The organism is Pseudorhodoplanes sp. (genome assembly GCF_059499825.1).
The window spans coordinates 170,265-196,264 of the sequence record NZ_JCABZI010000021.1 but is presented as its reverse complement, the minus strand read 5'-3'; the positions used below and the strand labels follow the sequence as shown (position 1 = coordinate 196,264).

Annotated in this window: 20 protein-coding genes, 1 tRNA gene and 2 rRNA genes; 19 read left to right on the top strand and 4 right to left on the bottom strand. The window is 63.7% G+C overall.

The window, feature by feature from the left end:
* From AC5I5I_RS25935 to AC5I5I_RS25920, 4 genes are all read left to right on the top strand, one after another.
* Positions 1 to 192: ribosomal RNA gene (locus AC5I5I_RS25935) — 23S ribosomal RNA — on the top strand; the annotation flags it as partial.
* Positions 193 to 370: 178 nt separating this feature from the next.
* A 5S ribosomal RNA gene (rrf, locus tag AC5I5I_RS25930) occupies positions 371 to 485 on the top strand.
* 309 nt (positions 486 to 794) lie between these two features.
* The gene (locus AC5I5I_RS25925; RefSeq protein WP_495978055.1) at positions 795 to 1,778 is read left to right on the top strand and encodes a Bug family tripartite tricarboxylate transporter substrate binding protein; all 984 of its coding nucleotides are present in this window, start codon (positions 795 to 797) and stop codon (positions 1,776 to 1,778) included.
* A 160-nt stretch (positions 1,779 to 1,938) separates the two neighbouring features.
* A tRNA-Met gene (locus tag AC5I5I_RS25920) sits at positions 1,939 to 2,015 on the top strand.
* 112 nt (positions 2,016 to 2,127) lie between these two features.
* Here AC5I5I_RS25920 and AC5I5I_RS25915 read toward each other — a convergent pair.
* Together AC5I5I_RS25915 and AC5I5I_RS25910 are read right to left on the bottom strand one after the other, a co-directional pair.
* The gene (locus tag AC5I5I_RS25915; RefSeq protein ID WP_495978053.1) at positions 2,128 to 2,763 is read right to left on the bottom strand and encodes a hypothetical protein; all 636 of its coding nucleotides are present in this window, start codon (positions 2,761 to 2,763) and stop codon (positions 2,128 to 2,130) included.
* Positions 2,760 to 3,146 carry a hypothetical protein gene (locus AC5I5I_RS25910; RefSeq protein ID WP_495978051.1) on the bottom strand — a complete coding sequence of 129 codons (387 nt, stop codon included), beginning with the start codon at positions 3,144 to 3,146 and terminating at the stop codon, positions 2,760 to 2,762. The genes AC5I5I_RS25915 and AC5I5I_RS25910 overlap by 4 nt, the downstream gene beginning before the upstream one ends.
* 230 nt (positions 3,147 to 3,376) lie before the next feature.
* Here AC5I5I_RS25910 and AC5I5I_RS25905 point away from each other — a divergent pair, with 230 nt between their 5' ends.
* Complete coding sequence (locus AC5I5I_RS25905; protein ID WP_495978049.1) at positions 3,377 to 4,117, top strand: GntR family transcriptional regulator; 741 nt, start codon at positions 3,377 to 3,379, stop codon at positions 4,115 to 4,117.
* 60 nt (positions 4,118 to 4,177) lie between these two features.
* On the opposite strand, the gene AC5I5I_RS25900 is transcribed toward AC5I5I_RS25905, so the two are convergent.
* Positions 4,178 to 4,609 carry a nuclear transport factor 2-like protein gene (locus tag AC5I5I_RS25900; RefSeq protein WP_495978048.1) on the bottom strand — a complete coding sequence of 144 codons (432 nt, stop codon included), beginning with the start codon at positions 4,607 to 4,609 and terminating at the stop codon, positions 4,178 to 4,180.
* Positions 4,610 to 4,868: 259 nt separating this feature from the next.
* Between AC5I5I_RS25900 and AC5I5I_RS25895 the strand changes: the two genes are divergently transcribed.
* From AC5I5I_RS25895 to AC5I5I_RS25835, 13 genes are all read left to right on the top strand, one after another.
* Entirely contained in the window at positions 4,869 to 6,053 is a 1,185-nt protein-coding gene (locus tag AC5I5I_RS25895; RefSeq protein WP_495978046.1) for an ABC transporter substrate-binding protein, read from the top strand.
* 79 nt (positions 6,054 to 6,132) lie between these two features.
* The gene (locus tag AC5I5I_RS25890; RefSeq protein ID WP_495978044.1) at positions 6,133 to 7,005 is read left to right on the top strand and encodes a branched-chain amino acid ABC transporter permease; all 873 of its coding nucleotides are present in this window, start codon (positions 6,133 to 6,135) and stop codon (positions 7,003 to 7,005) included.
* 4 nt (positions 7,006 to 7,009) lie between these two features.
* A complete protein-coding gene (locus AC5I5I_RS25885) occupies positions 7,010 to 9,508 on the top strand; it encodes a branched-chain amino acid ABC transporter ATP-binding protein/permease (RefSeq protein WP_495978042.1) in 2,499 nt (832 codons plus the stop codon).
* Between the two features lie 66 nt (positions 9,509 to 9,574).
* Positions 9,575 to 10,837, top strand: a complete 1,263-nt coding sequence (locus AC5I5I_RS25880) for an amidohydrolase family protein (protein ID WP_495978040.1) — start codon at positions 9,575 to 9,577, stop codon at positions 10,835 to 10,837.
* A gap of 196 nt (positions 10,838 to 11,033) precedes the next feature.
* Positions 11,034 to 11,981: a LysR family transcriptional regulator gene (locus AC5I5I_RS25875; RefSeq protein WP_495978038.1), complete on the top strand. Its 948-nt coding sequence runs from the start codon at positions 11,034 to 11,036 to the stop codon at positions 11,979 to 11,981.
* Positions 11,982 to 12,041: 60 nt separating this feature from the next.
* Complete coding sequence (gene atzD / locus AC5I5I_RS25870) at positions 12,042 to 13,181, top strand: cyanuric acid amidohydrolase (RefSeq protein WP_495978036.1); 1,140 nt, start codon at positions 12,042 to 12,044, stop codon at positions 13,179 to 13,181.
* Positions 13,169 to 14,398, top strand: a complete 1,230-nt coding sequence (locus AC5I5I_RS25865; RefSeq protein ID WP_495978034.1) for an FAD-dependent monooxygenase — start codon at positions 13,169 to 13,171, stop codon at positions 14,396 to 14,398. Before atzD ends, AC5I5I_RS25865 begins: the two co-directional genes overlap by 13 nt.
* 1 nt (position 14,399) lies before the next feature.
* Positions 14,400 to 15,383, top strand: coding sequence for an ABC transporter substrate-binding protein (locus AC5I5I_RS25860; RefSeq protein WP_495978032.1), 984 nt, complete (start codon positions 14,400 to 14,402; stop codon positions 15,381 to 15,383).
* 23 nt (positions 15,384 to 15,406) lie between these two features.
* Positions 15,407 to 16,240 carry an ABC transporter ATP-binding protein gene (locus AC5I5I_RS25855; RefSeq protein ID WP_495978030.1) on the top strand — a complete coding sequence of 278 codons (834 nt, stop codon included), beginning with the start codon at positions 15,407 to 15,409 and terminating at the stop codon, positions 16,238 to 16,240.
* Positions 16,237 to 17,004 (top strand): ABC transporter permease, encoded by a 768-nt coding sequence (locus tag AC5I5I_RS25850; RefSeq protein WP_495978028.1) that lies wholly within the window; start codon positions 16,237 to 16,239, stop codon positions 17,002 to 17,004. The genes AC5I5I_RS25855 and AC5I5I_RS25850 overlap by 4 nt, the downstream gene beginning before the upstream one ends.
* 12 nt (positions 17,005 to 17,016) lie before the next feature.
* Positions 17,017 to 18,402: an amidase gene (locus tag AC5I5I_RS25845; RefSeq protein WP_495978026.1), complete on the top strand. Its 1,386-nt coding sequence runs from the start codon at positions 17,017 to 17,019 to the stop codon at positions 18,400 to 18,402.
* Positions 18,403 to 18,614: 212 nt separating this feature from the next.
* Positions 18,615 to 20,795 carry a methyl-accepting chemotaxis protein gene (locus tag AC5I5I_RS25840; RefSeq protein WP_495978025.1) on the top strand — a complete coding sequence of 727 codons (2,181 nt, stop codon included), beginning with the start codon at positions 18,615 to 18,617 and terminating at the stop codon, positions 20,793 to 20,795.
* A 137-nt stretch (positions 20,796 to 20,932) separates the two neighbouring features.
* Entirely contained in the window at positions 20,933 to 21,952 is a 1,020-nt protein-coding gene (locus tag AC5I5I_RS25835) for an AraC family transcriptional regulator (protein ID WP_495978023.1), read from the top strand.
* Here the strand turns inward: AC5I5I_RS25835 and AC5I5I_RS25830 are convergent.
* A complete protein-coding gene (locus tag AC5I5I_RS25830) occupies positions 21,949 to 23,256 on the bottom strand; it encodes a phenylacetate--CoA ligase family protein (RefSeq protein WP_495978021.1) in 1,308 nt (435 codons plus the stop codon). The genes AC5I5I_RS25835 and AC5I5I_RS25830 overlap by 4 nt on opposite strands.
* Before the next feature lie 314 nt (positions 23,257 to 23,570).
* Between AC5I5I_RS25830 and AC5I5I_RS25825 the strand changes: the two genes are divergently transcribed.
* Positions 23,571 to 25,919, top strand: a complete 2,349-nt coding sequence (locus tag AC5I5I_RS25825; protein WP_495978067.1) for a bifunctional salicylyl-CoA 5-hydroxylase/oxidoreductase — start codon at positions 23,571 to 23,573, stop codon at positions 25,917 to 25,919.
* The last annotated feature ends 81 nt before the right edge of the window (positions 25,920 to 26,000 follow it).

Below are 26,000 nucleotides of genomic sequence, written 5' to 3'. Positions count from 1 at the left end.
TGTGGCGCCAGCCGCAGTGCAGGGTAGCTATGTACGGACGGGATAACCGCTGAAAGCATCTAAGCGGGAAACCCACCTCGAAACGAGAACTCCCTTGAGAGCCGTGGAAGACCACCACGTTGATAGGCCGGGTGTGTAAGCGCAGTAATGCGTTGAGCTTACCGGTACTAATCGCTCGAATGACTTGATTGCTCTTGTCTTCAATGCCCATTCGCGAGGCCTCGCGCGCTGTCTTTGACATCGCGCCGGTCCTTGCAAGATGGCTTTGGTCAAGACTTGAATGGTCCAAGTGACGCTCGTCCAAGTACAATACGTCAAGTGACGATAATTCAAGCGACCAGTCTTTGCTTCTCGATCCGTCTTTCGCCGGCCTGGTGGTTTTGGCGGAGAGCCTGAACCCGATCCCATTCCGAACTCGGCCGTTAAACTCTCCCGCGCCAATGGTACTAAGTCTCAAGACTTGGAAGAGTAGGTCGCTGCCAGGCCTGCCAAGGACGGATTTCCCCTCATCACGATTTCTGCATTTCAAAAAAACACCGGCAGCCGTTCGCGGCTGCCGGTGTTTTTTTATGCGCTTCGTCATGCGCGATGTCGGGCGCCGCTACGCGTCGGCTGCGACACCTTCGGTAAGCGGGATCTGTCATCCAACGACCTGTGCTTATTGGGCATATCGACGGGCCAGCCGCGTCGTTTGGCCCGTCAAGCCGTCGGTTGACAGGTCCTCAGCCATGCCGGCTAATCAAAACAACAACAAAGCACCGGATCGCTTCCGGCCTGCATTTCGGAGGACGCTGATGATCAGAACCCTTCAACATTCATCGATGGCGGCCCTGCTTGCGACCTTGTCGGTCGTTGCCGCGGCCGGCCCCACGCTGGCTCAGGAATTCCCGACCAAGACCGTGACGCTGGTCGGCGGCTATCCGGCGGGTGCTGCGTCCGACACGCTGGCGCGCGCGATTTCCGACCAGTTGCAGCAGCAATGGGGGCACCCGGTCGTGGTCGACAACCGGCCCGGCTCGTCCGGCAACCTCGCCGCCACCCAGGTGGCTCGTTCGGCAGCGGACGGTCACACCATTCTGGTCGCAACCGACGCGATGCTGACGTCGAACTCCTTCATGTTCAAGGCGATCGCGTTCGACCCGGCCAAGGACTTCACGCCGGTGCTGAACGCGGCGAAAAATATCCTGGTCCTCGCCGTGCATCCGGACCAGCCGATCAAGACGGTCGCCGATTATGTCGCCGAGGCCAAGAAGAACCCGGGCAAGATGGCGTTCGCCTCGTCCGGTCCGGGCTCGCCGCATCATCTCGCCGGTGAGTTGCTGGCACAGAAGGCCGGCATCAAGCTGCAGCACATTCCTTACAAGGGCGGCGGACAAGCCATCAACGACCTCGCCGGCGGGCATGTCCCCTCCGGATTCCTGAGCTTGTCGGCGGCGCGCGGTCTGCATGATTCCGGCAAGATAAGGATTATCGCGGTGGCGGAGCCGAAACGGTTCTCGGAACTGCCGGATATCCCGACCATCGCCGAGACCGTTCCCGGGGTCGAGATGGGTTCGTTCGTCGCGCTGGTGGCGCCGGCGGGCACGCCGAAGGCGGTCGTCGACAAGATCAGCGACGCTGCCGCCAAGATCCTCAAGGACCCCGCTGTTTCCAAGCGCCTCGCGGGTGCCGGTCTTGTGGTCACCGCCGACCCCCCGGCGGACCTGGCAAAGACCATTACTGACGGCCTCAAGATTCGCGGTGACCTGATCAAGGCGGCCGGCATCCAGCCGGAATAACGCGAGCGCTCTAACTATTTGACGGATCGTGCCTATCTTTCGCTTGCAATCATTTCGTCACTTGCTAGATAGCGCGACGATTTCATGCGGTCGAAGCCCTCGCGGGCGCGATCGCGACGGCGGCAAGAACCGGTTTGCCGCCCGATTGAACCCGGCTTATCGCGGGGTGGAGCAGCCCGGTAGCTCGTCAGGCTCATAACCTGAAGGTCGCTGGTTCAAATCCAGCCCCCGCAACCAAACAAGAGGCCCGGCATCGCAAGGCGATCGCCGGGCCTTTCTTTTTTCAGCCATCCCGAATCGCAGGCGCAGTCAAACGTAGGGCGCTCGGACCAAGCGCGTGCCAGCCGCCTCAAGCCGTTTCCGCGTCGCCGGCGATTGCATGCCGAAGCCTTCGCACAAAGCGAGCAAAAATCTCCTCCATGATTCCCGACGAGATCACCACCGTTGCGCCGGCGCGCGTGCGCTCGCGCTGCAGGAAGCCTGCCTGTTCGCAGGCGACAACGATCTTGCGGCAGCTTTCCGCTGACATCAGCGTCACCACGAAGCGCGCGAGATTCGACTGATCGAGCGCGCCCGGCCGCTCGGCCCATTGCTGAACCAGCCTCGGCATGGTGTCGCCGGTGAAGATCGCGTCGAGCAGGCGATCGGGTGACAGTCCGAAGCGGTTGGCGCGCTCCCTGTCGCCGATCAAGTCCGAGATGTAGTGATTGTGCAGCTCCGCGAGCCGCTGCAATTGCTCGGCCGTGTCGATTACATGCGCGCGGATCAGATAGAAAAACTCCGCTATCATCGCGGTCGATTCCATTCGCAGCACCGAGAGCACAGGCTCGGTCTGCACGCGGCTCGCGGCACACAATTGCTCGGCGAACGTTTTGCGGCCGGACTTCAGATGCTCCAGCAGAACCAGATCGGCTTCGACCTCGGATTCGTCCGCGAAGACATTGTCCTGCTCGTGCGGCGCGGCGCTGTCGGACCCTTTGCTCACTTTCGGCCCGATGCCTTCTTGAGCAACTGAAACAGGTCGTGCGCCGCTTCCGGCGAGGCGCGCTGGAAAATCGCGAGATCCGGATTTGTCGCGGGATCGAACGTCGCTTCGGCTTGGGAAGGGTCGCGCGGGCCGGAGCCGGGGTCGCCCGGCGCACTCGGGCCGAAGACGTCGCGTTGCCTGTCCGTGCTTTGGCCGCGCGATTTGAGCGTGTCGAGAACGCGGCGAACCATCGCCGGATCGGTCTGGTAAAGCGAGCGCAGCGTTTCGTTCCGGTCGATGATCGCCTCCTCGGCGATCGTGAACGGACGCGGCGCGGCGCTTGCCGGCTGCAGCAGCAGCGCGCACGCCAGGGCGAGGACCGCGGATCGTATCACGTACATCGCACTTCGTTCCCACCGGGCGGTCATTGTGCCAAGAAATGCCCATGGCGCAAAGGGACGGGGAGTTCGTTCGGCCGCCACAGGGCCCGGGAGGTCATCAGGTTCGGCGTGGTGGGCGCATGCAGCGGCGGCAAAGCGCCGGACTGTAATCCGGTCCTCGCCCCTTAAAATTTGACGTTGTCGGTTGCGGCACGCTACGGGACGCAATCCAGGACCGATGACAACCGACCGTGCCCAAACCAAGCAAGCCAAGAAAGGCCGTTCAGACCGACCGCGTCGGCGCCATTTATCGTGCGCTGCGCCGGGCCATCATCGAGCAGGCACTGGAGCCGGGTGCCAAGCTGCCGGAAGATGCGATCGGCGAGCGTTTCGGCGCCAGCCGCACCATCGTTCGCCATGCGCTCGGCCAGCTTGCGGCGGAGGGTTTGGTCGAGCTTCGCCGCAACCGCGGGGCCGCGGTCGCGACGCCGAGCTGGGATCAGGCGCGCGACATCTTCGACGTCCGCATTGCGATGGAGCGGCTGGTTATGCAGCGGCTCGCCGGCAAGCTGACGGCCGCGCAGATCGATCAGCTCAGGAGCCATGTGGAAGAGGAGGAGCGGGCGCGGGGCCGCGACGAGCCGCTGTCGATCCGGCTTGCGACCGAGTTCCATATCGTTCTCGCGGAGATGACCGGCAGCGCGGTCTTGGAACGCTATGTCAGCGAAACCTCGTCGCGCTGCGGCCTGATCCTCGCGCTCTATAGCCGGCCGCATTCGTCGGAATGCGCAGTCAGCGAGCATCGTGAAATCATCGACGCGTTGGTCAAGGGCGATGACGCCCGTGCCATCGCGGTGATGGACCAGCATCTCGAGGCGGTTGCGAGTCGCGCGCTGATCGTGGCGCGTCCGAACAAGGGACGCGACATCAAGGATATCCTGTTGGGCTATCTCAGCGGCGACGAGAAGGCGAAGAGCGTGGCGCGGCGATAGGCCCCTTTCTTCTCTCACGCTGCCCCTCTTCGAGACAGTTGCGGCGGGCTTGCCTTCGGCTTACGCCACAATGCCTCGTGCGGTGAGGATCCGTTCGGCGCTGTCGTTCCAGACATCCATCTGCACGATCTTGCCGCCGCGCACCACGAACCGGTCGACATAGCGATTGCCTTCGAACGGTGTGCCGTCGGGCCATTCGCCATAGAGCGTACCGAGATTGTAGACGATGGTCTCGCCGCGGCCGGGCACCACGTCGGTCCGCTCCATCTTCTTCTTCACCCACTTGTAGCGGCCGGCATTGAAGGCCGTGGTCTCGCGCGGATGCTTGTATTTGCGACCGCCGGTGAAGGTGATGGCGAGATCGTCGGCGATATAGCGCGCAGCCGTCTCCGGATCCGGCACCATCGAGGCGACCAGAAAGCGCTCGACAATGTCCGCGGCTTCGGCGGTCTCGTCGGTAGCAGAAAGGATCTGAGCGGTGGCTGGTGACATGGCGCATCCTCGTCGCGTCGCGCCCGGACGTCCGGGCGCCCCTGCACCATGCATAATCCCTGCCAGAGATCGAATGCAATACAAGCTTTCAATCGTATACAATATCGCATACGATTTTGCCTGAATCCGTGGCTACCTGCCTATAAGATGTGCGGAAAGCTCAGCGGGGTGGAGATTCTCCAGCATTTACAGTGCATGCGGTGTGGCATGCGGCTTGCGTCAGAAGACCCCAGTTGTCCCCCGACCGGAGAGGTTTGCCATGATGTCTCGCCTGCCGCCTTCCATCAACCGACGGATCGTTCTTGCCGGCGCTGCGGCGCTTGTCATGCTCTCACCGGCTGCGGCCCAGGAAACCATCAAGGTCGGCCTCGTTGCCGCCATGTCCGGCCAGTCCGCCAAGTCGGGCGAGGCCATCACCCGCGGGCTGTCGCTTGCGATCGACGAAATCAATGCCAAGGGCGGTGTGCTCGGCAAGAAGCTGGAACTGGTCTCGCGTGACGACGAGAGCAATCCCGCCAAGGGCGTGGTCGCGGCGCGCGAACTGGTGCAGCGCGAAAAGGTCGTGGCCCTGTTCGGCGGTGTCGATACGCCGGTCTCGCTTGCGATCGTGCCATTCGCCAACCAGGCGAAAGTCCCTTTCATGGGCGTCTGGGCGGCCGGCACGCCGATTACAAAGAACGGCGCGCCCGAGAATTACGTGTTCCGCGTTTCGGCCGTGGATGAAATCGTGGACGTGGCGCTGGTCGATTATTCGGTCAAGAAATACGGCGCCAAGAAGCCAGGGATGATCCTGATCAACAATCCCTGGGGCGAGTCGAACGAGAAGGGGCTGAAAGCCGCGCTCGCCGACAAGAAGATGGAATATGCCGGCGTCGAGAAATTCGAGACCAACGATGTCGATGTGGTGCCGCAACTCACGCGTCTGAAGCAGGCCGGCGCGGACGTTCTGTATCTCGTCGCAAACGTCGCGCCGTCGGCGCAGGTGGTGAAGTCCCTCGACCGCATGGGCTGGAACGTGCCGATCGTCTCGCATTGGGGCCCGGCCGGCGGACGCTTCGCCGAACTGGCCGGCGCGAGCGCGCCGAAGGTCCATTTCATCCAGACCTACAGCTTCTCCGGCAAGCTTCCGCCGAAGGGCGAAGCGGTGCTGGCGGCGCTGAAGAAGAAATATCCGGAGATCAAGTCGCTCGCCGACGTGACCCCCGCTGTCGGCATCGCCAATGCCTATGACGCGATGCATCTCACTGCCGCGGCGATCGCCAAGGCGGGTTCGACCGAGGGTCCGAAAGTGCGTCAGGGCTTCTACGGCATCGACAGCCATGAGGGGCTGATCAAGACCTACAAGAAGCCGTTCACCCCGACGCAGCACGACGCGCTCGGCCCGGACGACTACATCTTCACGTTCTTCAACAAGGAAGGCGAAATCCTTCCGCTGACGAACTGAGTCAATCGCTTTGGAGTCGTCCCCGCCTGCGCGGGGACGACAACAACCCTGACCTCAAGGTGACGGGGCCAATACCCTCATGCTGATCACCTCCGCGATCATTTCCGGCATCGGACTGGGCTCCATGTACGGGCTGATCGCGCTCGGATTTCACGTCACCTACATCGTGTCCCACACCGTCAATTTCGCACAAGGCTCCGCGGTGATGCTCGGAGCGGTGCTGGGCTATACCTTTGCCATTACGCTTGGCTGGCCGATCCCGCTCGCGATCGCCGCGGCGTTGTTGCTGTGCGCTTTGTTCGGGCTCTTGGTCGAGCGCACCTTGGTGAGGCCGTTCGCCGATCGCGGCTCCAACGCCTGGCTGATGGCGACCGTTGCCGGCGGCATCGTGCTCGACAATGTCGTGATGTTCACCTTCGGCAAGGAGCCGCGCAGCTTTCCGTCCTTCCTTGCGCAGAAGCCGGTCGAGATTTTCGGTGCCGGCGTCTATCCGCTCCAACTCATCATTCCCGTGGTCGGGATAGCAGCGGCGCTGCTGTTCCATCTGGTCACGCACCGCACCCGCTACGGCAAGGCGCTACTCGCGGTAGTGCAGAACCCCGATGCCGCCCGTCTGATGGGGATCAATGTGCGGCTGATCGTGGCCGCATCCTTCGCGATTTCCACCATGCTTGCGGGCATCGCCGGTCTGCTGATCGCGCCGCTGTTCAGCGTGCATTCCGACATGGGCATGCTGTTCGGCATCAAGGCTTTTGCCGTGGCGATCCTGGGCGGCATCACGTCGGCCTGGGGCGTGGTGCTCGCGGGTCTCGCCTATGGCTTGATCGAGGCGCTGGTCACCGCCTATCTCGGCTCGACCTATACGCAGATCGTGGTGTTCTCGGTGATCATCCTTGCGCTCACCATCATGCCGAACGGCCTTCTCGGCCGTGCCGCCGTGAATAAGGTCTGAGCCGATGATCGGGACCTTGCGCGCCATCGGAACGCCGCTTGCAATCCTCGCGGTCACCGCCGCGGGGCTCGGAATGGGCCTGCTGACCGAAGGCTATTGGCATTTCATTCTGGCGCTGGTTGCGCTCACCACCATTACCGGCGTGGGACTGAACATTCTGCTCGGCCTGACCGGCCAGATATCGCTCGGCCATGTCGGCTTCTATGCAATCGGGGCTTACACCGCTGCGATCCTCACCCTGAACGGCGTCAGCTTCTGGCTGGCTTTCCCGATTGCGGGCGTGCTCGCCGGTGTTGTCGGCGCGCTGCTCGCGTTGCCGGCTTTGCGCGTCACCGGTCCCTATCTCGCGATGGTCACCATCGCCTTCGCCTTCATCGTCGAGCATGGCACCATCGAATGGCGCGACCTGACCGGCGGTCAGAACGGCCTGATGGGTATCACGCCGCCGTCGGTCGGATCGTTCACTTTCTCCGAGCGCGACATCGCGCTGATGGCGGTCGCCTGCGCCGGACTCGCGCTCTATTTCTTCCACCGGCTTGCCAATAGCACATGGGGCAAGGGCATGGTTGCGGTGCGCGACGCGGAGGTCGCTGCGCGCTCGACCGGCCTCAACCCGGTGATCGTGAAGACCGCCGCTTTCGCGCTGTCCGCCGTGCTGACCGGGCTTGCGGGCGCGATGTTCGCGCCGCTGATGATGTTCGTGGCGCCGTCAAATTTCCCGTTCTCGCAATCGATCCTGTTCCTGCTCGCGGTGATTGTCGGCGGCGCCGGCTGGACGCTTGGACCGGTGATCGGCGCAATTGTGAGCGTGGTGTTTCCGGAAATGCTGGGCTGGCTGGCCGAATACCGGCTCTTGTTTTTCGGCAGTCTGCTTCTGGTGGTGCTGTGGCTCGCGCCGGAAGGCGTGCTCGGCTCGCTGGCCAAGCTGTGGCGCCGGGTCGATCCGCGCAGTGCTGCGGCGGGCGGAATCGATGTCGCAACGTTCCTGAAACCGACATCGCCGCGGGACCTTGTCGTGCGCGATATCGGCATTGCCTTCGGCGGTATCCGCGCCGCCACCGGCGTCAGCTTCGATGCGAAGCCCGGCAAGGTCACCAGCGTGATCGGCCCCAACGGCGCTGGCAAGACCACGGTGCTGAACATCGTCGGGGGCTTCTATCGCCCCGATACCGGCTCGGTGAAGCTCGGCGATCACGACCTGTCCGGCGCGTCCGCCTGGAAGGTTGCGCGCGCCGGCATTGCGCGCACCTACCAGACCACCAAGCTGTTCACGACGCTCAGCGTCCTCGACAATGTGCTGATCGCGCTCCGCCGCGGCGAACTTGGCGCTCCGTTGTCGTCCGTGGAAAACACGGAGGATGTCGAAGCGGCCGAGGCGCTGCTGGCCTTCGTCGGCTATTCCGGTCCCCTCGCGACCGCTGCGGGTGACCTTCCGCATGTCGACCGCAGGCTGGTCGAGATCGCACGCGCGCTCGCCTCCCGCCCCGATGTGCTGCTGCTCGACGAACCCGCCGCCGGCTTGATGCGTTCCGACAAGGACAAGCTCAGCGCGCTGCTGCGCCAGATCGCCGATATCGGCATCGCCGTGATCCTGGTCGAGCACGACATGACGCTGGTCATGGGCATCTCCGACCATGTCGTGGTGCTCGACGCCGGAAGTGTGATCGCACAAGGCACGGCGGTCGAAGTGCGCCACAATCCGCGCGTGCTGAAGGCTTATCTTGGCGGCGGCGATATGCGCGACCGTCCCCGCAAGGAAGCCTTCGAGCCGCCGGCCGATGCGATCCTGTCGGTGGTGAAACTGACTGCCGGCTATGGCGCGGCGCCGGTGCTGCAGGCGATCTCGTTCGATGTGCGGCCGGGGGAGATGGTGGCGATGCTTGGCGCCAACGGCGCCGGCAAATCGACCGTCATGCGTGCTCTGTCCGGTCTGCTGCGACCGGTCAGCGGCAATATCGTGCTCGACAACAAGCAGGTCTCCTCGCTGGAAGCCTATCGCATTGCTCGCGAGGGACTGGCGCTGGTGCCCGAAGGCCGACAGGTGTTCGGCGAGCTCGACGTGCGCGACAACCTTCTTCTCGGCGCCTTCTCCCGCAAGGATGCCGATCTCGACCGCGAGATCGAGACGCTGCTCAATCGCTTCCCGCGACTGCGCGAACGCCTGACCAGCCGGGCCGGTCTTCTGTCCGGCGGCGAGCAGCAGATGCTGGCCATTGCGCGCGGACTGATGGCGAACCCGCAACTGCTGATGCTGGACGAGCCCTCGCTCGGTCTGGCGCCGGCGATGATCAACGAACTGTTCGACATTCTTGCAGAATTGCGCGACGAGGGCGTCACCATTCTGCTGGTCGATCAGATGGCGGCGCTGGCGCTGACTGTCGCCGATCGGGGTTATGTGCTGGAGCAAGGTCGCTTTGCCCGCGAAGGCGCGGCCGCCGAACTCGCCGCCGATCCGGCGCTGGAGGCGGCCTATCTCGGGACCAAGGAAAAATCTGTCGCTTAGGGAGCGCGATCCCAGCGGCCGCCGGTTCGCAATGGATCATGCTCGAATGGGAAAACGGAGTGTCTTGTGGATTTCGATCTGATCCTGCGTGAAGCGCGCCTCGCCGGCCAGGCGGAACGGACGACCGATATTGGCATCAGCAAGGGCAAGATCGCGGCCGTCGCACCGGATCTGCCGAAAGGCGCGCCGGAAAGGCGGCTGGACGGCCGGCTCGTGGTGCCTGGCTTCATCGAGACGCACATCCATCTCGACAAATCCTGCCTGCTCGGCCGCTGCCAATGCGAGAAAGGCACGCTCGACGAGGCAATCCTCGCGGTCGCCGACGCCAAGCGTGGCTTCACCGAGGACGATGTCTATCAGCGCGCGACCAAGACCCTTGAAAAGGCGATCAAGCAGGGTACGACGCGCATGCGCACGCATGTCGAGGTCGATCCGCGCATCGGCCTGACCAGCCTCAAGGCGCTGTTGCGGCTCAAGAAAGATTACGCCTTCGCGATCGATCTGCAGCTTTGCGTCTTTCCGCAGGAAGGCTTGCTCGACGATCCCGGCTGCGAGGACGTAATGGTCGCGGCGCTGGAGGCCGGTGCGGACGTGGTCGGCGGTGCGCCCTATATGGACAAGGATTCGCACGGCCAGATCGCGCGCATCTTCGCGCTGGCGCAGCGCTTCAATGTCGATATCGATTTCCACCTCGATTTCGGGCTCGATACCGGCCATCTCGACGTGCTGGAAGTCTGCCGTCTTGCCGACGAGACCGGCTGGGGCGGTCGGGTGGCGGTCGGACATGCCACGAAATTCTCAGCCATGAAGGCCGCCGATCTGGTGACGCTGGCGAAGCGGCTTGCCAGGTCCGGCGTTGCCGTAACCGCGCTGCCGTCGACCGATCTGTTCCTGATCGGCCGCGACTATGACGGCAACGTGCCGCGCGGCGTGGCGCGTGTGCATCAACTGGTCGAGCACGGCGTGAACTGCTCGATCTCGACCAACAACGTGCTGAATCCCTTCACGCCGTTCGGCGATTGCTCGCTGGTGCGGATGGCCAACCTCTACGCCAATGTCGCGCAGATCGGTGGACGTCCGTCGGACATGGAGCTCTGCCTGTCGATGGTCACCGAACGGTCGGCGCGGCTGCTCAATTTGCGCGATTACGGAATTGCGGAAGGCAAGCAGGCGGACGTCGTCGTCATGGATTGCACCGACGGCGCTACGGCGATCGCCGAACTGGCGCAGCCGCTGATGGTGTTCAAGCGCGGCGAAATGACGGTGTCGCGGCCGGCCGCTATGCTGGTGCGGCCGGGAACAGGGCAGGCGGACTCTGCGGCGGCTTGAGGGTTTCTGATTGCGGCACAGGCGCTGTGCTCCCTCCCCCTTGCGGGGGAGGGTTGGGGAGGGGGGCGATCGTTCGCTATGGTGGTTGTTGTTGACCCCCCTCCCGACCGGACTTCTTCCGGTCGACCTCCCTCGCAAGGGGGGAGGTGAAGGGGAGTGTGCGGCTGCGCCTTATCTGCACTAATCTCCTACTCGCATGCTTCAGCCGCCCCGCCTTTATCTCATCCTCGACACCGTCGCGCGCGCGGGCTCGATCCGGAAAGCCGCCGACCGGCTGCGCATCGCGTCGACCGCACTCAACCGCTCCATCCTCAATGTCGAAAAAGAGCTCGGCACGCCGCTTTTCGAAAGGCTACCACGCGGGGTGCGCCTGACCGCAGCGGGCGAGGTGCTGATCGCGACCATCCGGCGGAGCCTCTCAGACCTTGCCTCCGCCTCCTCGCAGATCGAGCAATTGCGCGGCCTGGTGCGCGGCACCGTGCGGATCGCGTGTGCGGAATCTGCAGCCAACGACCTGATCCCGGAAACCATCGCGCGCTATCAGGAGCGCTATCCCGGCGTGCAGTTCCAGCTCCTCGTCGGCTCGACCGCGCCGCTGATCATGTCGCTGATGGCGGACGAGAATGACCTCCTGCTTGCGCACGATCCGCCAAGCTCGGACCAGTTGAATGTGATCGAGACCATCAAGCAGCCGCTTTGCGCCATGATGCGGCCCGGCCATCCACTGGCGAAGCGAACCTCGCTGCGGCTCGCCGAATGCCAGCCGTATCCGGTCGCGCTGGGCGTCGAGACCTTCGGCAGCCGCCGGCTGATCGATGCGCTGCTGACGAAGTCTCGGCTGACGCTGCGCGTCGCCATGGAGGCAAGTGCGGTTCAGCCGCAAAAGATGTTCGCGCGCGACACCGATGCGATCTGCTTCCAGTACCAGATCGGTACCGTGCGCGAGGGGCGCGATGGAGACCTGGTCTCGATCCCGCTCAGCGACCCCGATCTGACCAAGGGCCGGCTGGTGCTGGCGTCTCGGGCCGGCCGCATCCTGCCGATCCCGGCCGCGAGCTTCGTCGAGACCCTGAAACAGACGCTGGCGCGCTTGTCCGAGGGTGGAAGCGCTGCCCAGCCCACCCGGCGAGTGAGAGCAAAATGATCTCGCTCTGAGATAAACATAGTCCTATGCGCTTTCGGTGCGCTGCAGCAAGCTTGCGGTATGCGCGCCAACGTCTTCCGCCTGTCGATGCAGCATCCTGGCGATCTCTCCGAACTGGGGGGGTTGATCACGCAGGGCGCGCTCCGCGCCAACGAGATCGTTGCGGTGATCGGCAAGACCGAGGGCAATGGCGGGGTCAACGATTTCACCCGCGGCTATTTCACCCAGAGTCTGATGGCGCTGCTGAGCCGCCACCTGAACGAACCGGCGGACTCGCTGATCCGTCGTATCCCCTGCATTCTGTCCGGCGGCACCGAGGGCGTTCTCAGTCCGCATTATGTGGTGCTGTGCCGCGGCGGTGCGCCGCTTTCCGAACCGGCTGCGGCATCGTCCTTTGCGATCGGCACCGCGATGAGCGCGCCGGTGCCGGCCGAAGACATCGGCCGGGCGGCCCATGCGGGGAATGTCGCGGAGGCCGTCCGCAAGGCGATGGCGGAAGCGCATATCGCGCGGCCCGATGACGTGCATTTCGTCCAGGTGAAATGCCCCTGCGTGACCTCGGCGCGGGCCGAAGCTGCGCGTGCCGCCGGCAAGACCGTGGCGAGCGCCGATCCAAACCGTTCGATGGCGCTCGCGCGGGCGGCCGGCGCCTTCGGTGTTGCACTCGCGCTTGGCGAGATCGACGCGTCGGCCGTCACCGACACGGCGTTGCTGCAGAATTTCGCCGTGCATTCCGATCGCGCCAGCATTTCGTCAGGAGTCGAAGTCGAGGCCAATGAAGTGATCGTTCTCGGAAATTCACCGCTCTGGTCGGGCGATCTTCGCATCGCCCACCGGCCGATGAGCGACGCGCTCGATATCGGCGCGGTGGTGCAGGTGCTGGCCGATCTGGAGATCGCTGCGACCCCGCAGATCGCGCCACAGGATCGCAATCGCGTGCAGGCGGTGTTCGTGAAATGCGAGCCGGATCGCCGCGGGCAGATCCGCGGGCAACGTCACACCATGCTCGACGACACCGATATCAACGCGCAGCGGCATATCCGCGGCGCGGTCGGCGGCCTGGTGGCCGGCGTGCTTGGCGATACGCGGATTTTCGTGTCGGGCGGCGCCGAGCATCAGGGCCCGGATGGCGGCGGGCTGATTGCAGCGATCGCCGAACGCGCATCGTCGCGCGCTGGAGATATCGTATGCGCATCGTGATCGTCGGCGCCGGCGTCGCCGGCTGTATCGTTGCGAAGACATTGTCGCGTCTGCCTGGCGTCGAGGTGATCTGCCTCGAACGCGTGTCGGCGGACGACCAGTCCGATTCCGGGACCGGGTTGAATATCGGCCCCAACTCGGTGCGCGCGCTTCAATGGCACGACCCGGATCTACTGGCGAAGATGGACGTCACCAGTTTCACATGGGAAAGCTGGCGCACCTCGCTGACTGACGGAACGGTCCTGTTCCATCTGCCGCTGTCGCAAGTCGCGGATAACCCGGGACGGCGCATCCGCTGGTCCGAACTCTATCGCGTGCTGCGCGAATCGGCCCGCCCGGTGGTCGCCTATGACTGCATCATCACGCGCGTTGCGCGCAGCGCGGCCAATTTTGAAAAAACCGAAATCGAATGGACGCAATACGGCGAGAGCAAGCGCCTCGATGACATCGATCTGCTGATCGCCGCCGACGGTCGTTACTCCGACATCCGCCGGGCCATATCCGGCGAGCCCGCAATCAGCCATGTCGGGATCGCAATTTCGCGCGTGCTCGTGCCGGACACCAGCGGCGGCCTGATCGACGATTACGAGCAATGGTTCAACGGGTCGAACCGGCTTCTCGCATTCCGGGTTCCGCCGTCGCATATCTACATCGCCGGCGCCTTTCCGATTGCGCCTGAAAAGCCGATCCCCGACGCGATGAAAGAGGCGCCGGCGCTGCGCGCGATGTTCACGCCGCCGGACGGCAAGCTGTCCGACCAGGCGGTGTGGCTGATCGACACGATCTGTGCGCAGGCCGCGAACAATCACTGGGCGCGGATGCAGGAGCATGATGTGCTTTATGCCGATCCGGTCAGCAACGTGCTGTATCTCGGCGATGCCGCGCATGGCATGGTGCCGACGCTCGGGCAGGGCGCGAGCCAGGCGATCGAGGACGCCTGCGTCGCCGCCGATCACATCGCCAAAGCCTATGCCGCAGGCAGCCGGTCGCCGCGCGACTGGCTGACGGCCATCGCGCAGGCGCGCTCAGAGCGCGTCCGTTTCGTCATGGATTTCTCCCTTGCCGCCTCCGACACGATGTTTGAGGGCGCGGATCCGGTGGCAGGATCCTTGCATAAAACGAAGCCAGAATTTCTGCCCAAGCTGAGCCGCCTCTATCGCGGCGGCTCCGGACCGGAGCCGGAAACGACGTCTCACCCACTCAAGGGAGTTGCCTGACATGACGCATAAACGCCTTCTTTCATGGGTCGCAGCGGGCGCGGTCGCGCTGGCCGCATCAATGTCGGCCGCCGCCGCGCAGGACAAGGTCAAGGTCGGCGTGTTCCCGATTTCGTCGTCGCTGCCGTATTTCGTCGCGATCGAGAAGGGCTACTTCAAGGAGAACAACATCGAGCCCGAGACCATTCGCCTGATGGGCGGCCCGCCGAATGTGGCGGCGTTGATGACCAACCAGATCGACGTCTCGGCGGTGCTGGTGACCTTGGAAGGCCTGAACGCCAACGCCAAGAAGCCGGGTGTCGCGATGTATATCGCGATGCATAGCCAGACGCCCGAGTACAAGATGGAGCAGTTCGTGGTGCGCACCGCGCTGCTCGACAAGGTGAAGTCGCTGAAGGACCTCAAGGGCCTGAAGCTGATGTCGGCGCCCGGGCCGGCCAACCTCAATACCGCGAAGGGCGTGCTCGCCAAGGTCGGCCTGAAGGACGGCGACTATTCGATCGACCAGCTCGACATGGGCCAGCATGTCAACGCCATGAAGGCCGGCACCTTCGACGGTGGCTACACGCTCGAGCCCGGCGCCACCATCATGGAGAAGATGGGGATCGCCAAGACGCTCGAGGCCGGCGTGATCTCCAAATACATCCTCGGTGACGAGAAAGCCGATGCCTACGCCGCCGGCTGCGCCTTCACCACGGAGTTCATGACCAAGCGGCCCGATGTTGCGAAGCGCTTCGCCGATGCATGGGCGAAGGCCGTCGACTTCATCCAGAAGAATCCGCAAGAGGCGCGCAAGTATCTCGCCAAGAACACCATGACGCCGGACGACCTCGTCGATAGCGTTCCGATGCTGGGCTATCGCATGGTGAAGGACTTCTCGCCGGCGCAACTCGGGTATCTGCAGAAATTCGCAGACTTCGGGACCGAGATCGGTGTGGTTCCCGAGAAGGTCGACGTGACGAAGTTCATCGTCAAGTCGTTCTGATCCGGAGTATTGCGAAAATGGCCATGGCCGCGACACAGCCCGTTGTCCGTCCGCTCGCGGACGGCGTGCCGTCGTCGCCGGCCGTGGGCGCATTCGGCAAACGCCCGCATGTCACCATCCGCGGCCTGAGCAAGCGCTTCGACAAGGCGGTGATCTACGACGATTTCGATCTCGACATCCCGCGCGGCGAACTGATCTCGGTGTTCGGGCCGAATGGCTGCGGCAAGAGCACGCTGATCAACATGATCGCTGGTCTGATTCCGGTCGACAAGGGACAGATCCTGTTCGACGGCATGCTGCTGTCGGAAATCAAGTTCGGCTACGTGTTCCAGAATTATCGCGAGGCGCTGTTTCCCTGGCTGCGCGCCTTCGACAATATCTCCTATCCGCTGAAGATGATGAAGGTGCCGAAGGCGGAGCGGAAGCGCCGCACCGAAAAGCTTGTCGCCCATCTCGGCGTCAAGCTCGACTTGAACAAATATCCCTATCAGATGTCCGGCGGTCAGCAGCAACTGGTCTCGATCATGCGCGCGCTGATCGTGGAGCCGGAAATCCTGTTCCTCGACGAGCCTTTCTCCGCGCTGGACTACGAGATGACCCTGTTCATGCGCGAACAGTTGCAGCGCCTGTTCATGGAAACCAAGACCACAACCGTGCTGGTCTCGCACGACCTGGAAGAGGCGGTCTATCTCGCCGATCGGGTGCTTCTCCTCTCGCGCTATCCGGCGCGTGTTGCTGATTTCGTCGCCTATGACGGCGCCCGCCCACGCACCGACGCGACCTTGTCCGAGCCCGACTTCGTGCGCATCAAGGCGCATTGTCTCGAGGTGTTCCAGCGCGAAGTGAGACGCGGATGACCATGACCCTGCGCAGGCTCGATCCGCTGCTGCCGCTGGTCGGCGTCGCCGTGCTGGTCGCGATCTGGTGGATCGCGACCGCCGCCAAATGGGTCGACCCGGTGCTGCTGCCGTCACCCGCGATCACGTTCGAAGCGTTCTGGAAGGGAATGGATGGCGGCCGGCTCGGCTTCGATTTCATGAAGACCGTGTACCGCACTGTAATGGCGACGGTGATCGCGGCGGTGATTGCGATCCCGCTCGGCATCATCCTTGGTTCCTCGGAGCGGCTCTATCGCTCGCTGGAATTCGTGATCGATTTCTTCCGCTCGACCCCGGCGTCGGCGATGTTCCCGCTATTCCTTGTGCTGTTCGGCGTCGGCGACGAGACCAAGATTTCGGTCGCAGCGTTCGGCGCCATCCTCGTGATCCTGTTCAACGTCGCCTATGGCGTGATGAATGCGCGCAAGACGCGGCTGCTCGCCGCCAAGGTGATGGGGGCATCGCCTTTGCGCGTGCTGATGGATGTGACTCTGCTGGAATCGATGCCGCAGACCTTCGTCGGCCTGCGTAATGGCGTGTCGCTGGCGCTGGTCATCATCGTGGTGGCGGAGATGTTCATCGGCTCGCAGGACGGACTGGGGCACAGCGTGTTCGAGGCGCAGCAATTGTTCGACATGCCGCGGATGTATGCGGCGATCTTTGCAGCCGGCGCGCTGGGCTATGCACTCAACCTGTTGTTCCTTCTGGCGGAGCGCAGCTTTGTGCATTGGGGCGGCAAGTAGTAGCGTCGCCAGATGAGCGACGTGCCGCAAGCTGAACTCTGGGCGCTATCCGCTGCGGAGCTAGCGCGCGCTTACCGCGACGGCACGGTGACGCCCGATGATGCGCTGACCTCCATCCTCGCCCGGATCGACGAGTTAAATCCCGCGGTCAATGCCATCGTCACGCTCGACAGAGAAGGCGCGCAAGCGCAGGCGCGCGTCAGCACCGAGCGCTTCCGCGCGGGCGCATCGCTCGGTCCGCTCGACGGCGTTCCGGTCACGGTGAAGGACAGCATTTTCGTTCAGGGTCTCCGCACGACCTGGGGCAGCAGGCTCTATGCCGAGCATGTCCCCGATCGCGACGAGCCGCCGATCGACAAGCTGCGAGCCGGCGGCGCGGTCATTCTCGGCAAGACCAACGTGCCGGAATTCACCTCGCAGGGTTACACCGACAACGCGCTGTTCGGACCGACCCGCAATCCCTACGACCTTGCGCTGACGCCGGGCGGATCAAGCGGCGGCGCGGTCGCTGCCGTTGCGTGCGGCATGGGGCCTATCTCGATGGGGACCGATGGCGGCGGTTCGATCCGCAGGCCGGCGGCGCATACCGGGCTGGTCGGTTTCAAGCCGTCGCGCGGAATGGTGCAACGCCGGCATGGCTTTCCGGCGATCCTGCACGATCTTGAAGTGATCGGCCCGATCGCGCGCAGCGTCGATGATATCTTGCTCGCGATGGACGTGATCGGCGGTCCGAATTGGCGGCGGCCATCGGCCGGCGTTGGGCGCGCGCGCGTCCTCTACATCCCGACCTTTTCCGGCGCGCCGGTGGACCGCGAGATCGCCGCTGAGGTGGCGGACATCGCAGCGAAGCTTGCGGGACAGGGACACAATGTCGAGACCGCGCACGATTTCGAACTCGCTGCGCCGATTGCGGAGATCTGGCCGGTGATCAGTCAATCCGGCCTTGCCTGGCTGATGGCGCAGCACGGCGACCGCGACGACCTGATCAGTCCATCGCTGGCCGAGATGGCCCGAAACGGCCGCCGCTATTCCGCGGCCGATTATCTCGCGGCCCTCGATGCCATCAAGGCGGTCGCCGTCGCATTCGATACGCTGTTTGAGCGTTTCGATGTTTTGCTCACGCCCACGGCCGCGGCCATGCCGTGGCCGGCGACCGAAATCTATCCCGGTATCATCGACGGACAGCCGGTCGGACCGCGCGGGCATGCAGTGTTCACGCCGTTCGCCAATGCGCTCGGGCTGCCGGCGATCAGCCTGCCTGCCGGGCTGTCGTCCAAAGGGCTGCCGATCGGCTACCAGCTTGTCGCGGCGCAGGGGCGGCATGCCGATCTGCTCGCGCTGGCTCGGGCCTGCGAGCGGTTTGCGGTTCGCGGCGGTCTCGGACCCAAGAGGCGTTGATTGCCTCTTACAATGGTTTGCGTCTGCCCAGCTTTTGAGCGTCATGCGTTATCTGCCGCGAGACACGCGACATCCATGCGATGCGGTCATGGCTCCCCCCACCCCTTTACCGATCATAAAGAGAGCTAATGATCCAGTCACGAGCGCGCGAAACCGCGCCTGGATGATTGACGAGAACGGGTCGTGCCGCCCGTCACTAGCGAGGCGAACCCATGACCTGGCTTTCTAATATGAACTCAGCCTTCAAGATCGGTACCCGGATTGGAGCGGGCTATATCATTGTCCTTGGCCTGCTGGTGATCGTGGCCGCTACGGGCTATTTCGGCCTGAGGAGCGCAAGCGACAGCTTCGGGCGGTTCACAAATATTTCCGACACCGCTTCACGCGTTGCGCAGGCCGATCGAGACTTCGTTGCGCTCCGCCTGAACATGCAGATGTACTTCGACAAGGGCGAAGACAGAGTGCTGACGCGGATTCGCGAACTGGCTCAGACCGTTCGCGAGGGATATGCTTTCACCGCATCGAACGCGCTCTCCAAGGAGCGACAAGACATGGCGCGGGCGATCCTTGGTCAGGTCGATCAATACATGGCGGTGTTCGAGGATATCGCGAAGAATCAGGCCGAGCTTCGCCGCACAATTGCTGAATCCACGACACCGCTCGGTAACCGTTTGTATGGCGAGCTGAAGGAACTCACACAGAGCGCCGTGGCCGACAGCGATCTGGCGCTGGTTTCGCTGGCCGCTCTTGCGACCGAGCAATTCCTGTGGGGCCGCGTCAACGGCCTGCTGCACAACTCGACCCGTAATCCGAAGCTCGAGGAAGCCGCGAACGCCCAATTCGCCGCGATGGCGGAGACCCTTAAGAAGTTCGGGACGGCGGCGCGCACCGCCGAGCGGCGCGAAAAGCTGCAGCAGTTGCTTCCGCTGGTTGCGTCGTACAGCGCTGCTTTCAATTCTACGATGAAGCTGCTTGCTCAGAACTCGCGTCTGCTCGAGGCCGAAGGCAAGCTGTCGGCCGACATGATCAAGAGCCGCGCCGATCTGAAAAAGAGTCAAGACGCGGCACTGGCGGCGACCAAGGTCGCGGGTGAAGCGAGTATCCACTCAACGATTCTGACCAGCGTTACGGTCGCGGCGATTGCGATCGCGATCGGCATTCTGCTGGCATGGTTCATTGCACGCGGCATTACGCGCCCGATCCTTTCACTCAACGCCGTCATGGCCGCTCTGTCTCGTGGCCGGCTCGACAGCGAAGTCGGCGGCGCCGATCGCAAGGACGAAATCGGTGAGATGGCGCGTGCCGTGGTGGTGTTTCGCGATGCCGGGATCGAGAAGCTGCATCTGGAGCAGGCGGCCGACGATCAGCGCAAGGCCGTGGAAGCGGAGCGTGCCAGGAACGAGGCCGCGCAGCAGGAAGCCGCACGTCAGGTGGCGCAGGTGGTCGAAGGGCTCGGCCAGGGTCTCGAACGGCTTGCGAGCGGAGACCTGACGTATCGCGTCCACGACGACTGGGCCCAAGAGTACCGAAAGATCCAGGGAGATTTCAACGGCGCCATCGGCAAGTTGCAGGAGACGATCCGCAATATCGCGATGTCCAGCCTTGAGGTCTCGAACGCAGCGGCTGAGATTTCAACCTCCACCACGGACTTGTCGCAGCGTACCGAGGAACAAGCTGCAAGCCTGGAGCAGACCTCGGCGTCGATGGAAGAGATCGCGGCGACGGTGCGGAAGAACGCGGATAACGCCAACCACGCCAATCAGCTTGCGCAGGGCACTCAGGACATCGCCAGTCGCGGCGGTGCCGTGGTCGCCGAAGCCGTCAATGCGATGTCGCGTATCGAGGGATCGTCGCGCAAGATTTCGGAGATCATCTCGGTCATCGACGAGATCGCGCGCCAGACCAACCTGCTGGCGCTCAATGCAGCGGTGGAGGCCGCCCGCGCGGGCGAGGCAGGTCGCGGTTTCGCGGTGGTGGCGTCCGAGGTGCGCAGCCTGGCCCAGCGTTCGTCGCAGGCCGCAAAGGACATCAATGGTCTGATCGCCAATTCTTCCGACGAGGTGAGAGAGGGCGTCGAGCTCGTGAATCGTGCTGGTCAGTCGCTCGACGAGATCGTGCGCTCGATCAGGGGCGTCGCCGAAATCGTGGCCGATATCGCGACGGCGAGCGCGGAGCAGGCCGCCGGAATCGACCAGGTCAACAGGGCGCTGACCCAGATGGACGAGGCGACGCAGCAGAACTCGGCGCTGGTGGAGGAAAATGCCTCGACCGCCAAAACCCTCGAAGACCAGCAGACAGCTATGGCGGAGCGGGTCGGCTATTTCCGCTTCGAAGCCGAAGCGAAGCCGGTCGCAGCACGGGATCGGCCGGTGGCTCGGCATCGGGCGGCTTAAGGCGCCGGTCATCCGTCGATCGGCGCCTGCGACCGTGCGGCGCCGCTCGCGTTGCTCGCCGGCGCGGTGGCTCGAAATTTTGACAGGCGGCCGCATTACGCAATGCGCCAAGCTCGTCTATGGTGACTGGGTCGCCAATGATTTCGGGTATCGCGATGCTTGGCCTCGTATCGTCACCTGCACCAAAGCCGCTCGCCGGATTCGAGACCGCAAGCGTCCCGGCCGCGCGGCGTTACATGAGCGAGGTTTTCCGCTCGCACGAACTGGTCGTGCCGCGCGAGGAAGCCGGACTCCGGATGCGGCATGAGGCGGTGAAAGCCGGTCGCGTGTCGCTGCACTGGCTGCAATACGGTGCCCCGGTGACGATGAGCGCGCCGGAAATGGGCCGCTTCTATTTGTTCCAGTTCATCCTCGGCGGCGCCTGCGAGATCCGCCATCGCGGACGAACCCAGGTGGTGGGCGGCGGCAAGAGCTATGTCGTGCATCCGTCCGAGCCGCTGGCCAAGACTTGGGACAGCGATTGCCGGCAACTGATCGTCAAGGTCGACCGCGATCGTTTCGAACGCTTTGCGTCGCGCGAGATCGGCGTCGATGTCGCGGGGCGGCTGGATTTCGATTTTGACATCGTGCCGGTCGAGGCCGGGCCGCGCACCATGATCGAGATGGCGAAGGCGGTGCGCGACGACAGCGCCGATGCGCTGAACGGCCTGTCGCATCCGCGCGTCAGCGCGCATCTCGACGCCACCATGATGGCGTTGATGCTGGCGGCGTTTCCGCATCGCTTCCGCGATCTTTACGACCGTACTTCAGCGCCCTGCGCGCCCTATTATGTCCACCGCGCCGAGGATTATATCCGCGCGCATCTGCGCGAGCCGATCGCGATCGAGGATCTTGCCGCGGCGTCGGACGTCAGCATCCGGTCGCTGTTCAGCGGGTTCCGGCGCTTCCGGGGTGTGCCGCCGATGGTCTATGTGAAAACGCTGCGGCTGGAGCTGGCGCATGATGAATTGTCGCGCGCCGATCCGGCGGAGCGCAGTGTGACGCAGATCGCGCTGGCCTGCGGCTTCACCCATATGAGCAAATTCGCGCGGGACTTTGCCGCCCGGTTCGGGGAGACGCCGGGCAAGGTGCTGGGGCGTGGATTTGTGAGGCGCTAGACCCGCTTGTCCACAAACCTCGGCGCCTTGATGCTGCGCTCGAATTCCGCCGCCAGCGTGCCCAGCGGCAGCACCTCGACATCCGGCGTCACTTCGAACGTGCGCTTGATCAGCGCGCCGACCAGATCGCGAACCGCCGCCTGGTCCGAACCGCGCTTGACCTCGATCAGAAGCCGCATCGACTCGCGGCCGGTGGCGTCCTCGGTCACCAGCACCGCCTGGAAGTCGTTGACCTGCGGTTCGGAGAACATCGTGTCCTCGAAATCCGCGTGATTCATGTTGACGCCGCGCAGCTTGAAGAAGCCGGTGGTGCGGTTGGCGTGGCGGATCATCGGGAACAGATCGGCCCATTGGCCCGTGCCCTGCGAGCGGTCGATGTAACGAACCATGTCGCCGGAATTCCAGCGCAGGAACGGCGTTGCGTGATTGGTCCAGAGCGGGGTGACGCAGAGCGTGCCGACCTCGCCTTCCGGCACGGCGATCCCCGTGTCGGCATCCACCACTTCGATGAAGAACATGTCGGTCCAGATATGGATGCCGTCATGCACGTCGTTCTCGGCGCCCATGAGTCCGGCTTCGCTCATGCCGAATACGTCGTAGACCTTGGCGCCCCACATGCGGCCGATCTTCTCGCGCTTGGCCTGCGACAGCGTCTCGGCCGAGCACACCACCTTTTTCACCGACGAGGCGGCGAGGTCGATGCCTTTGGCTTCGGCAAGATTGGCCAGATGCAGCGCGAAGCTCGACATGCCGATGAACACCGTCGGCTTCAGCGACTCGATCAGCCCGAGTTGCGCTTCCGACGGAACTGCATTGCCGGCGCCGACCCAGTTCATACCGACATCAAACCAGTGCGCGGCGCGGGCCCAGACCTGTCCCGCCGGGTGAATGCCGATCGGGAACGACATATGCACGAGGTCGCCCTTGCCGATGCCGATGCAGGGAAACGAGCGGCCCCAGGTGAGAAGGCCGTAGGTGACGTCGTCGGCGGTGCGCGGGTAGAAGACCGGCTTGCCGGTCGAGCCGCCCGATCGCCAGAATTCCGCGACCTCGGAATGCGGCACCGCGCAGAACTGCTCCATGAAGCTGGCGTGATCGAAGGTGCGCAGGATGTCCTTGTCGAGGATGGGGATGGTCTGCCACACGGTCGGATCGTCGAGCCGCTTGGGATCGATGTGGTCGAGCTTGCCGCGATACCAGGGCAGCGTGCGGGCGCGATCGAAGGCGACCCGTTTGCGCTCGCGCTGGATCTCCGCGATCTCCGCGCGCGACTTGGGCAATGGCAGTGGAAGCGGCGCTGGCATGAAGGTCCCCGAATGGATGGCCCAGCTTACCAGTCTCAACCGGTTCCCGGCCGGACGCTATCCCGCAGCTGCAAATCCTAGCCCGCGACTGCAGGGATCGAAGCCGCCGCGGGTTGCAGAGCATGACAGCGGACAAGGAAGATGTTTGAGTTTTCTTTTCCCTCCCCGCGCGAAGCGGTGGGGAGGGTCGATCGACTGAGCCGAAGCGAAGGAGATCGGGTTGGGGGGCGTTTTGTTAATATCCCCCCACCCCCGACCCCTCCCCACCACTCGCTTCGCTCGCGGGGGGAGGGGAGAAAAGCATGACCCAACCGCTGAAGATTTCCGTGATCGGTGGCGGGCCGGGCGGGCTGTATTTCGCGATCCTGATGAAGAAGGCCGATCCGCGCCATCTGATCACGGTCTATGAGCGCAACCGGCCGGACGATACCTTCGGCTTCGGCGTCGTGTTCTCCGACGAGACGCTGGACAATATCCAGAACGCCGACCCCGAGACCTTCGAGGCGATCGCGCGGCATTTCGTTTATTGGGGCGAGATCGACATTAACGTGCGGGGTCAGACGATCCGCTCGGACGGGCACGGTTTCTGCGGGCTGGAGCGCAAGACGCTGTTGATGCTGCTGCAGGATCGCGCGCGCCAGCTTGGCGTCGAGCTTGAATTTCAGACCGAGGTGAATGTCGACGCGCTTCCCGAAAGCGATCTGATCGTCGCGGCCGACGGGATCAACAGCGCCATCCGCGCGCATTATGCCGATCACTTCAAGCCGAGCCTGGACTGGCGAAAGAACAGATTCTCCTGGTGCGGGACCACCAAATCCTTTCCCGCCTTCACCTTCGATTTCCGCGAGAACGAACACGGCATCTGGATTCTCGGCGCCTATCAATACAAGCCGGGCATGAGCACCCTGGTGCCGGAATGCGACGAGGCGACGTGGCTGCGTGCCGGCCTCGACGAGGCCGACGAGGCGCAAACCGCAGCTTACCTCGAGCGCACCTTCGCCGATCTGCTCGACGGCCATCCGGTGCTGACCAATCGCTCGATCTGGCGCAATTTTCCGATGATCAAGAACGAGCGATGGTATCGCGACAATATCGTTCTGATCGGGGACGCGCTGCACACCGCGCATTATTCGATCGGGTCCGGTACCAAGCTCGCGATGGAGGATGCCATCGCGCTTGCCGATTCATTCGCCGCGAAAGCGACTGTGCCCGACGCACTAAAGCACTACGAGACCACGCGCCGCGAAGAGGTGGAAAAGACGCAGCATGCCGCCGACGTGAGCCTCGTCTGGTTCGAGACGCCGCGCCGCTTCTGGAAGCTGGAGCCGATGCAGCTCGCCTTCTCGCTGCTCTCGCGCTCGAAGCAAATCACCTATGAAAACCTGAAGCGGCGCGATCCTGCCTTCGGCGCCGAGGTCGACCGCTGGTGGGCCGGAAAAGTCAGGAGCGACCTTGGTTTCGAGGTGCCGACCAACAATCCGCCGCCGCCGATGTTCACGCCGTTCCGCATCGGCGCGATGACGGTGCAGAACCGCGTGGTGGTATCGCCGATGAATATGTATTCGGCGGAGCCCGGCAACATTCCAGGTGACTTCCATCTGGTGCATCTCGGCAAGATGGCACAAGGCGGTGCCGGACTGGTCTTTGCCGAGATGACATCGGTGAGCGAGGATGCGCGCATCACGCCGGGCTGTCCCGGCATATACTCCCCCGAGCAAGTGAAGGCCTGGACCCGGATCTGCGACTTCGTCCATGCCAACAGCGAAGCCAAACTCTGCCTGCAGATCGGCCATGCCGGCCGCAAGGGCTCCACCCGGCTTGGCTGGGAGGGGATGGATCAGCCGCTTGCAGACGGCAACTGGCCGATCATGTCGGCATCGCCGCTGAAGTATCGCGCCGACAGTCATCTGCCGACCGAAATCGGTCGCGCGGGAATGACGACGGTGCGGGAATCCTTCGTGCAGGCCGCGCGCCATGCGCATGTCGCCGGCTTCGATATGCTCGAGTTGCACATGGCGCATGGCTATCTGCTGTCGAGCTTCATCTCGCCGCTGACCAACCAGCGCAACGACGAGTATGGCGGCAGCCTCGATAACCGCATGCGCTATCCGCTCGAGGTCTTCGACGCGGTTCGCGAAGTCTGGCCCGCCGGCAAGCCGATGTCGGTGCGCATTTCCGCCAGCGACTGGGTGCCGGGGCGCGGGCTGGATATAGACGATGCCATCGGGATCGCGAAAATGTTGAAGGCGCGCGGGCTCGACATCATCGACGTATCGGCAGGTCAGACGACGAGCGAGGCGCGTCCGGTCTATGGCCGCATGTTCCAGACTCCGTTCTCGGATGCGATCCGCAGCGAAGTCGAGATGCCGACCATCACCGTCGGCAACATCACCAGCGCCGATCAGGTCAACACCATCGTTGCGGCCGGCCGCGCCGATCTGGTGGCATTGGCGCGTCCGCATCTGGTGAATCCGAATTTTACGCTGGTCGCGTCCGCCTATTACGGGTGGGACGGACAGTCATGGCCGAATCCGTATCTCGCCGGCAAGGATCAGGCCTTCCGGCTGATCGAACGCGAGCATGCCGAACTCGAACAGTTGCGCGAGCAGGCGCGCGCGCCGATCACGCAGCGGCGGGCCGCGTTTCTGGCGAAGCGCGACTGAACCGCGCAAGTGTTTGGCCTGCTAGACCGGGTCTCGCAGGCCAATTTCGTATCTGCTAACGCCGTGGCGCATGCCGATGTA

Coding starts and splice junctions, on each gene's coding strand:
- AC5I5I_RS25845 (WP_495978026.1), top strand. CDS start 17,017: ATGAGCGACGTGCCGCAAGCTGAACTCTGGGCGCTATCCGCTGCGGAG.
- AC5I5I_RS25900 (WP_495978048.1), bottom strand. CDS start 4,609: ATGTCACCAGCCACCGCTCAGATCCTTTCTGCTACCGACGAGACCGCC.
- AC5I5I_RS25910 (WP_495978051.1), bottom strand. CDS start 3,146: ATGTACGTGATACGATCCGCGGTCCTCGCCCTGGCGTGCGCGCTGCTG.
- AC5I5I_RS25835 (WP_495978023.1), top strand. CDS start 20,933: ATGATTTCGGGTATCGCGATGCTTGGCCTCGTATCGTCACCTGCACCA.
- AC5I5I_RS25840 (WP_495978025.1), top strand. CDS start 18,615: ATGACCTGGCTTTCTAATATGAACTCAGCCTTCAAGATCGGTACCCGG.
- AC5I5I_RS25895 (WP_495978046.1), top strand. CDS start 4,869: ATGATGTCTCGCCTGCCGCCTTCCATCAACCGACGGATCGTTCTTGCC.
- AC5I5I_RS25855 (WP_495978030.1), top strand. CDS start 15,407: ATGGCCGCGACACAGCCCGTTGTCCGTCCGCTCGCGGACGGCGTGCCG.
- atzD (WP_495978036.1), top strand. CDS start 12,042: ATGCGCGCCAACGTCTTCCGCCTGTCGATGCAGCATCCTGGCGATCTC.
- AC5I5I_RS25860 (WP_495978032.1), top strand. CDS start 14,400: ATGACGCATAAACGCCTTCTTTCATGGGTCGCAGCGGGCGCGGTCGCG.
- AC5I5I_RS25890 (WP_495978044.1), top strand. CDS start 6,133: ATGCTGATCACCTCCGCGATCATTTCCGGCATCGGACTGGGCTCCATG.
- AC5I5I_RS25885 (WP_495978042.1), top strand. CDS start 7,010: ATGATCGGGACCTTGCGCGCCATCGGAACGCCGCTTGCAATCCTCGCG.
- AC5I5I_RS25830 (WP_495978021.1), bottom strand. CDS start 23,256: ATGCCAGCGCCGCTTCCACTGCCATTGCCCAAGTCGCGCGCGGAGATC.
- AC5I5I_RS25865 (WP_495978034.1), top strand. CDS start 13,169: ATGCGCATCGTGATCGTCGGCGCCGGCGTCGCCGGCTGTATCGTTGCG.
- AC5I5I_RS25925 (WP_495978055.1), top strand. CDS start 795: ATGATCAGAACCCTTCAACATTCATCGATGGCGGCCCTGCTTGCGACC.
- AC5I5I_RS25850 (WP_495978028.1), top strand. CDS start 16,237: ATGACCATGACCCTGCGCAGGCTCGATCCGCTGCTGCCGCTGGTCGGC.
- AC5I5I_RS25875 (WP_495978038.1), top strand. CDS start 11,034: ATGCTTCAGCCGCCCCGCCTTTATCTCATCCTCGACACCGTCGCGCGC.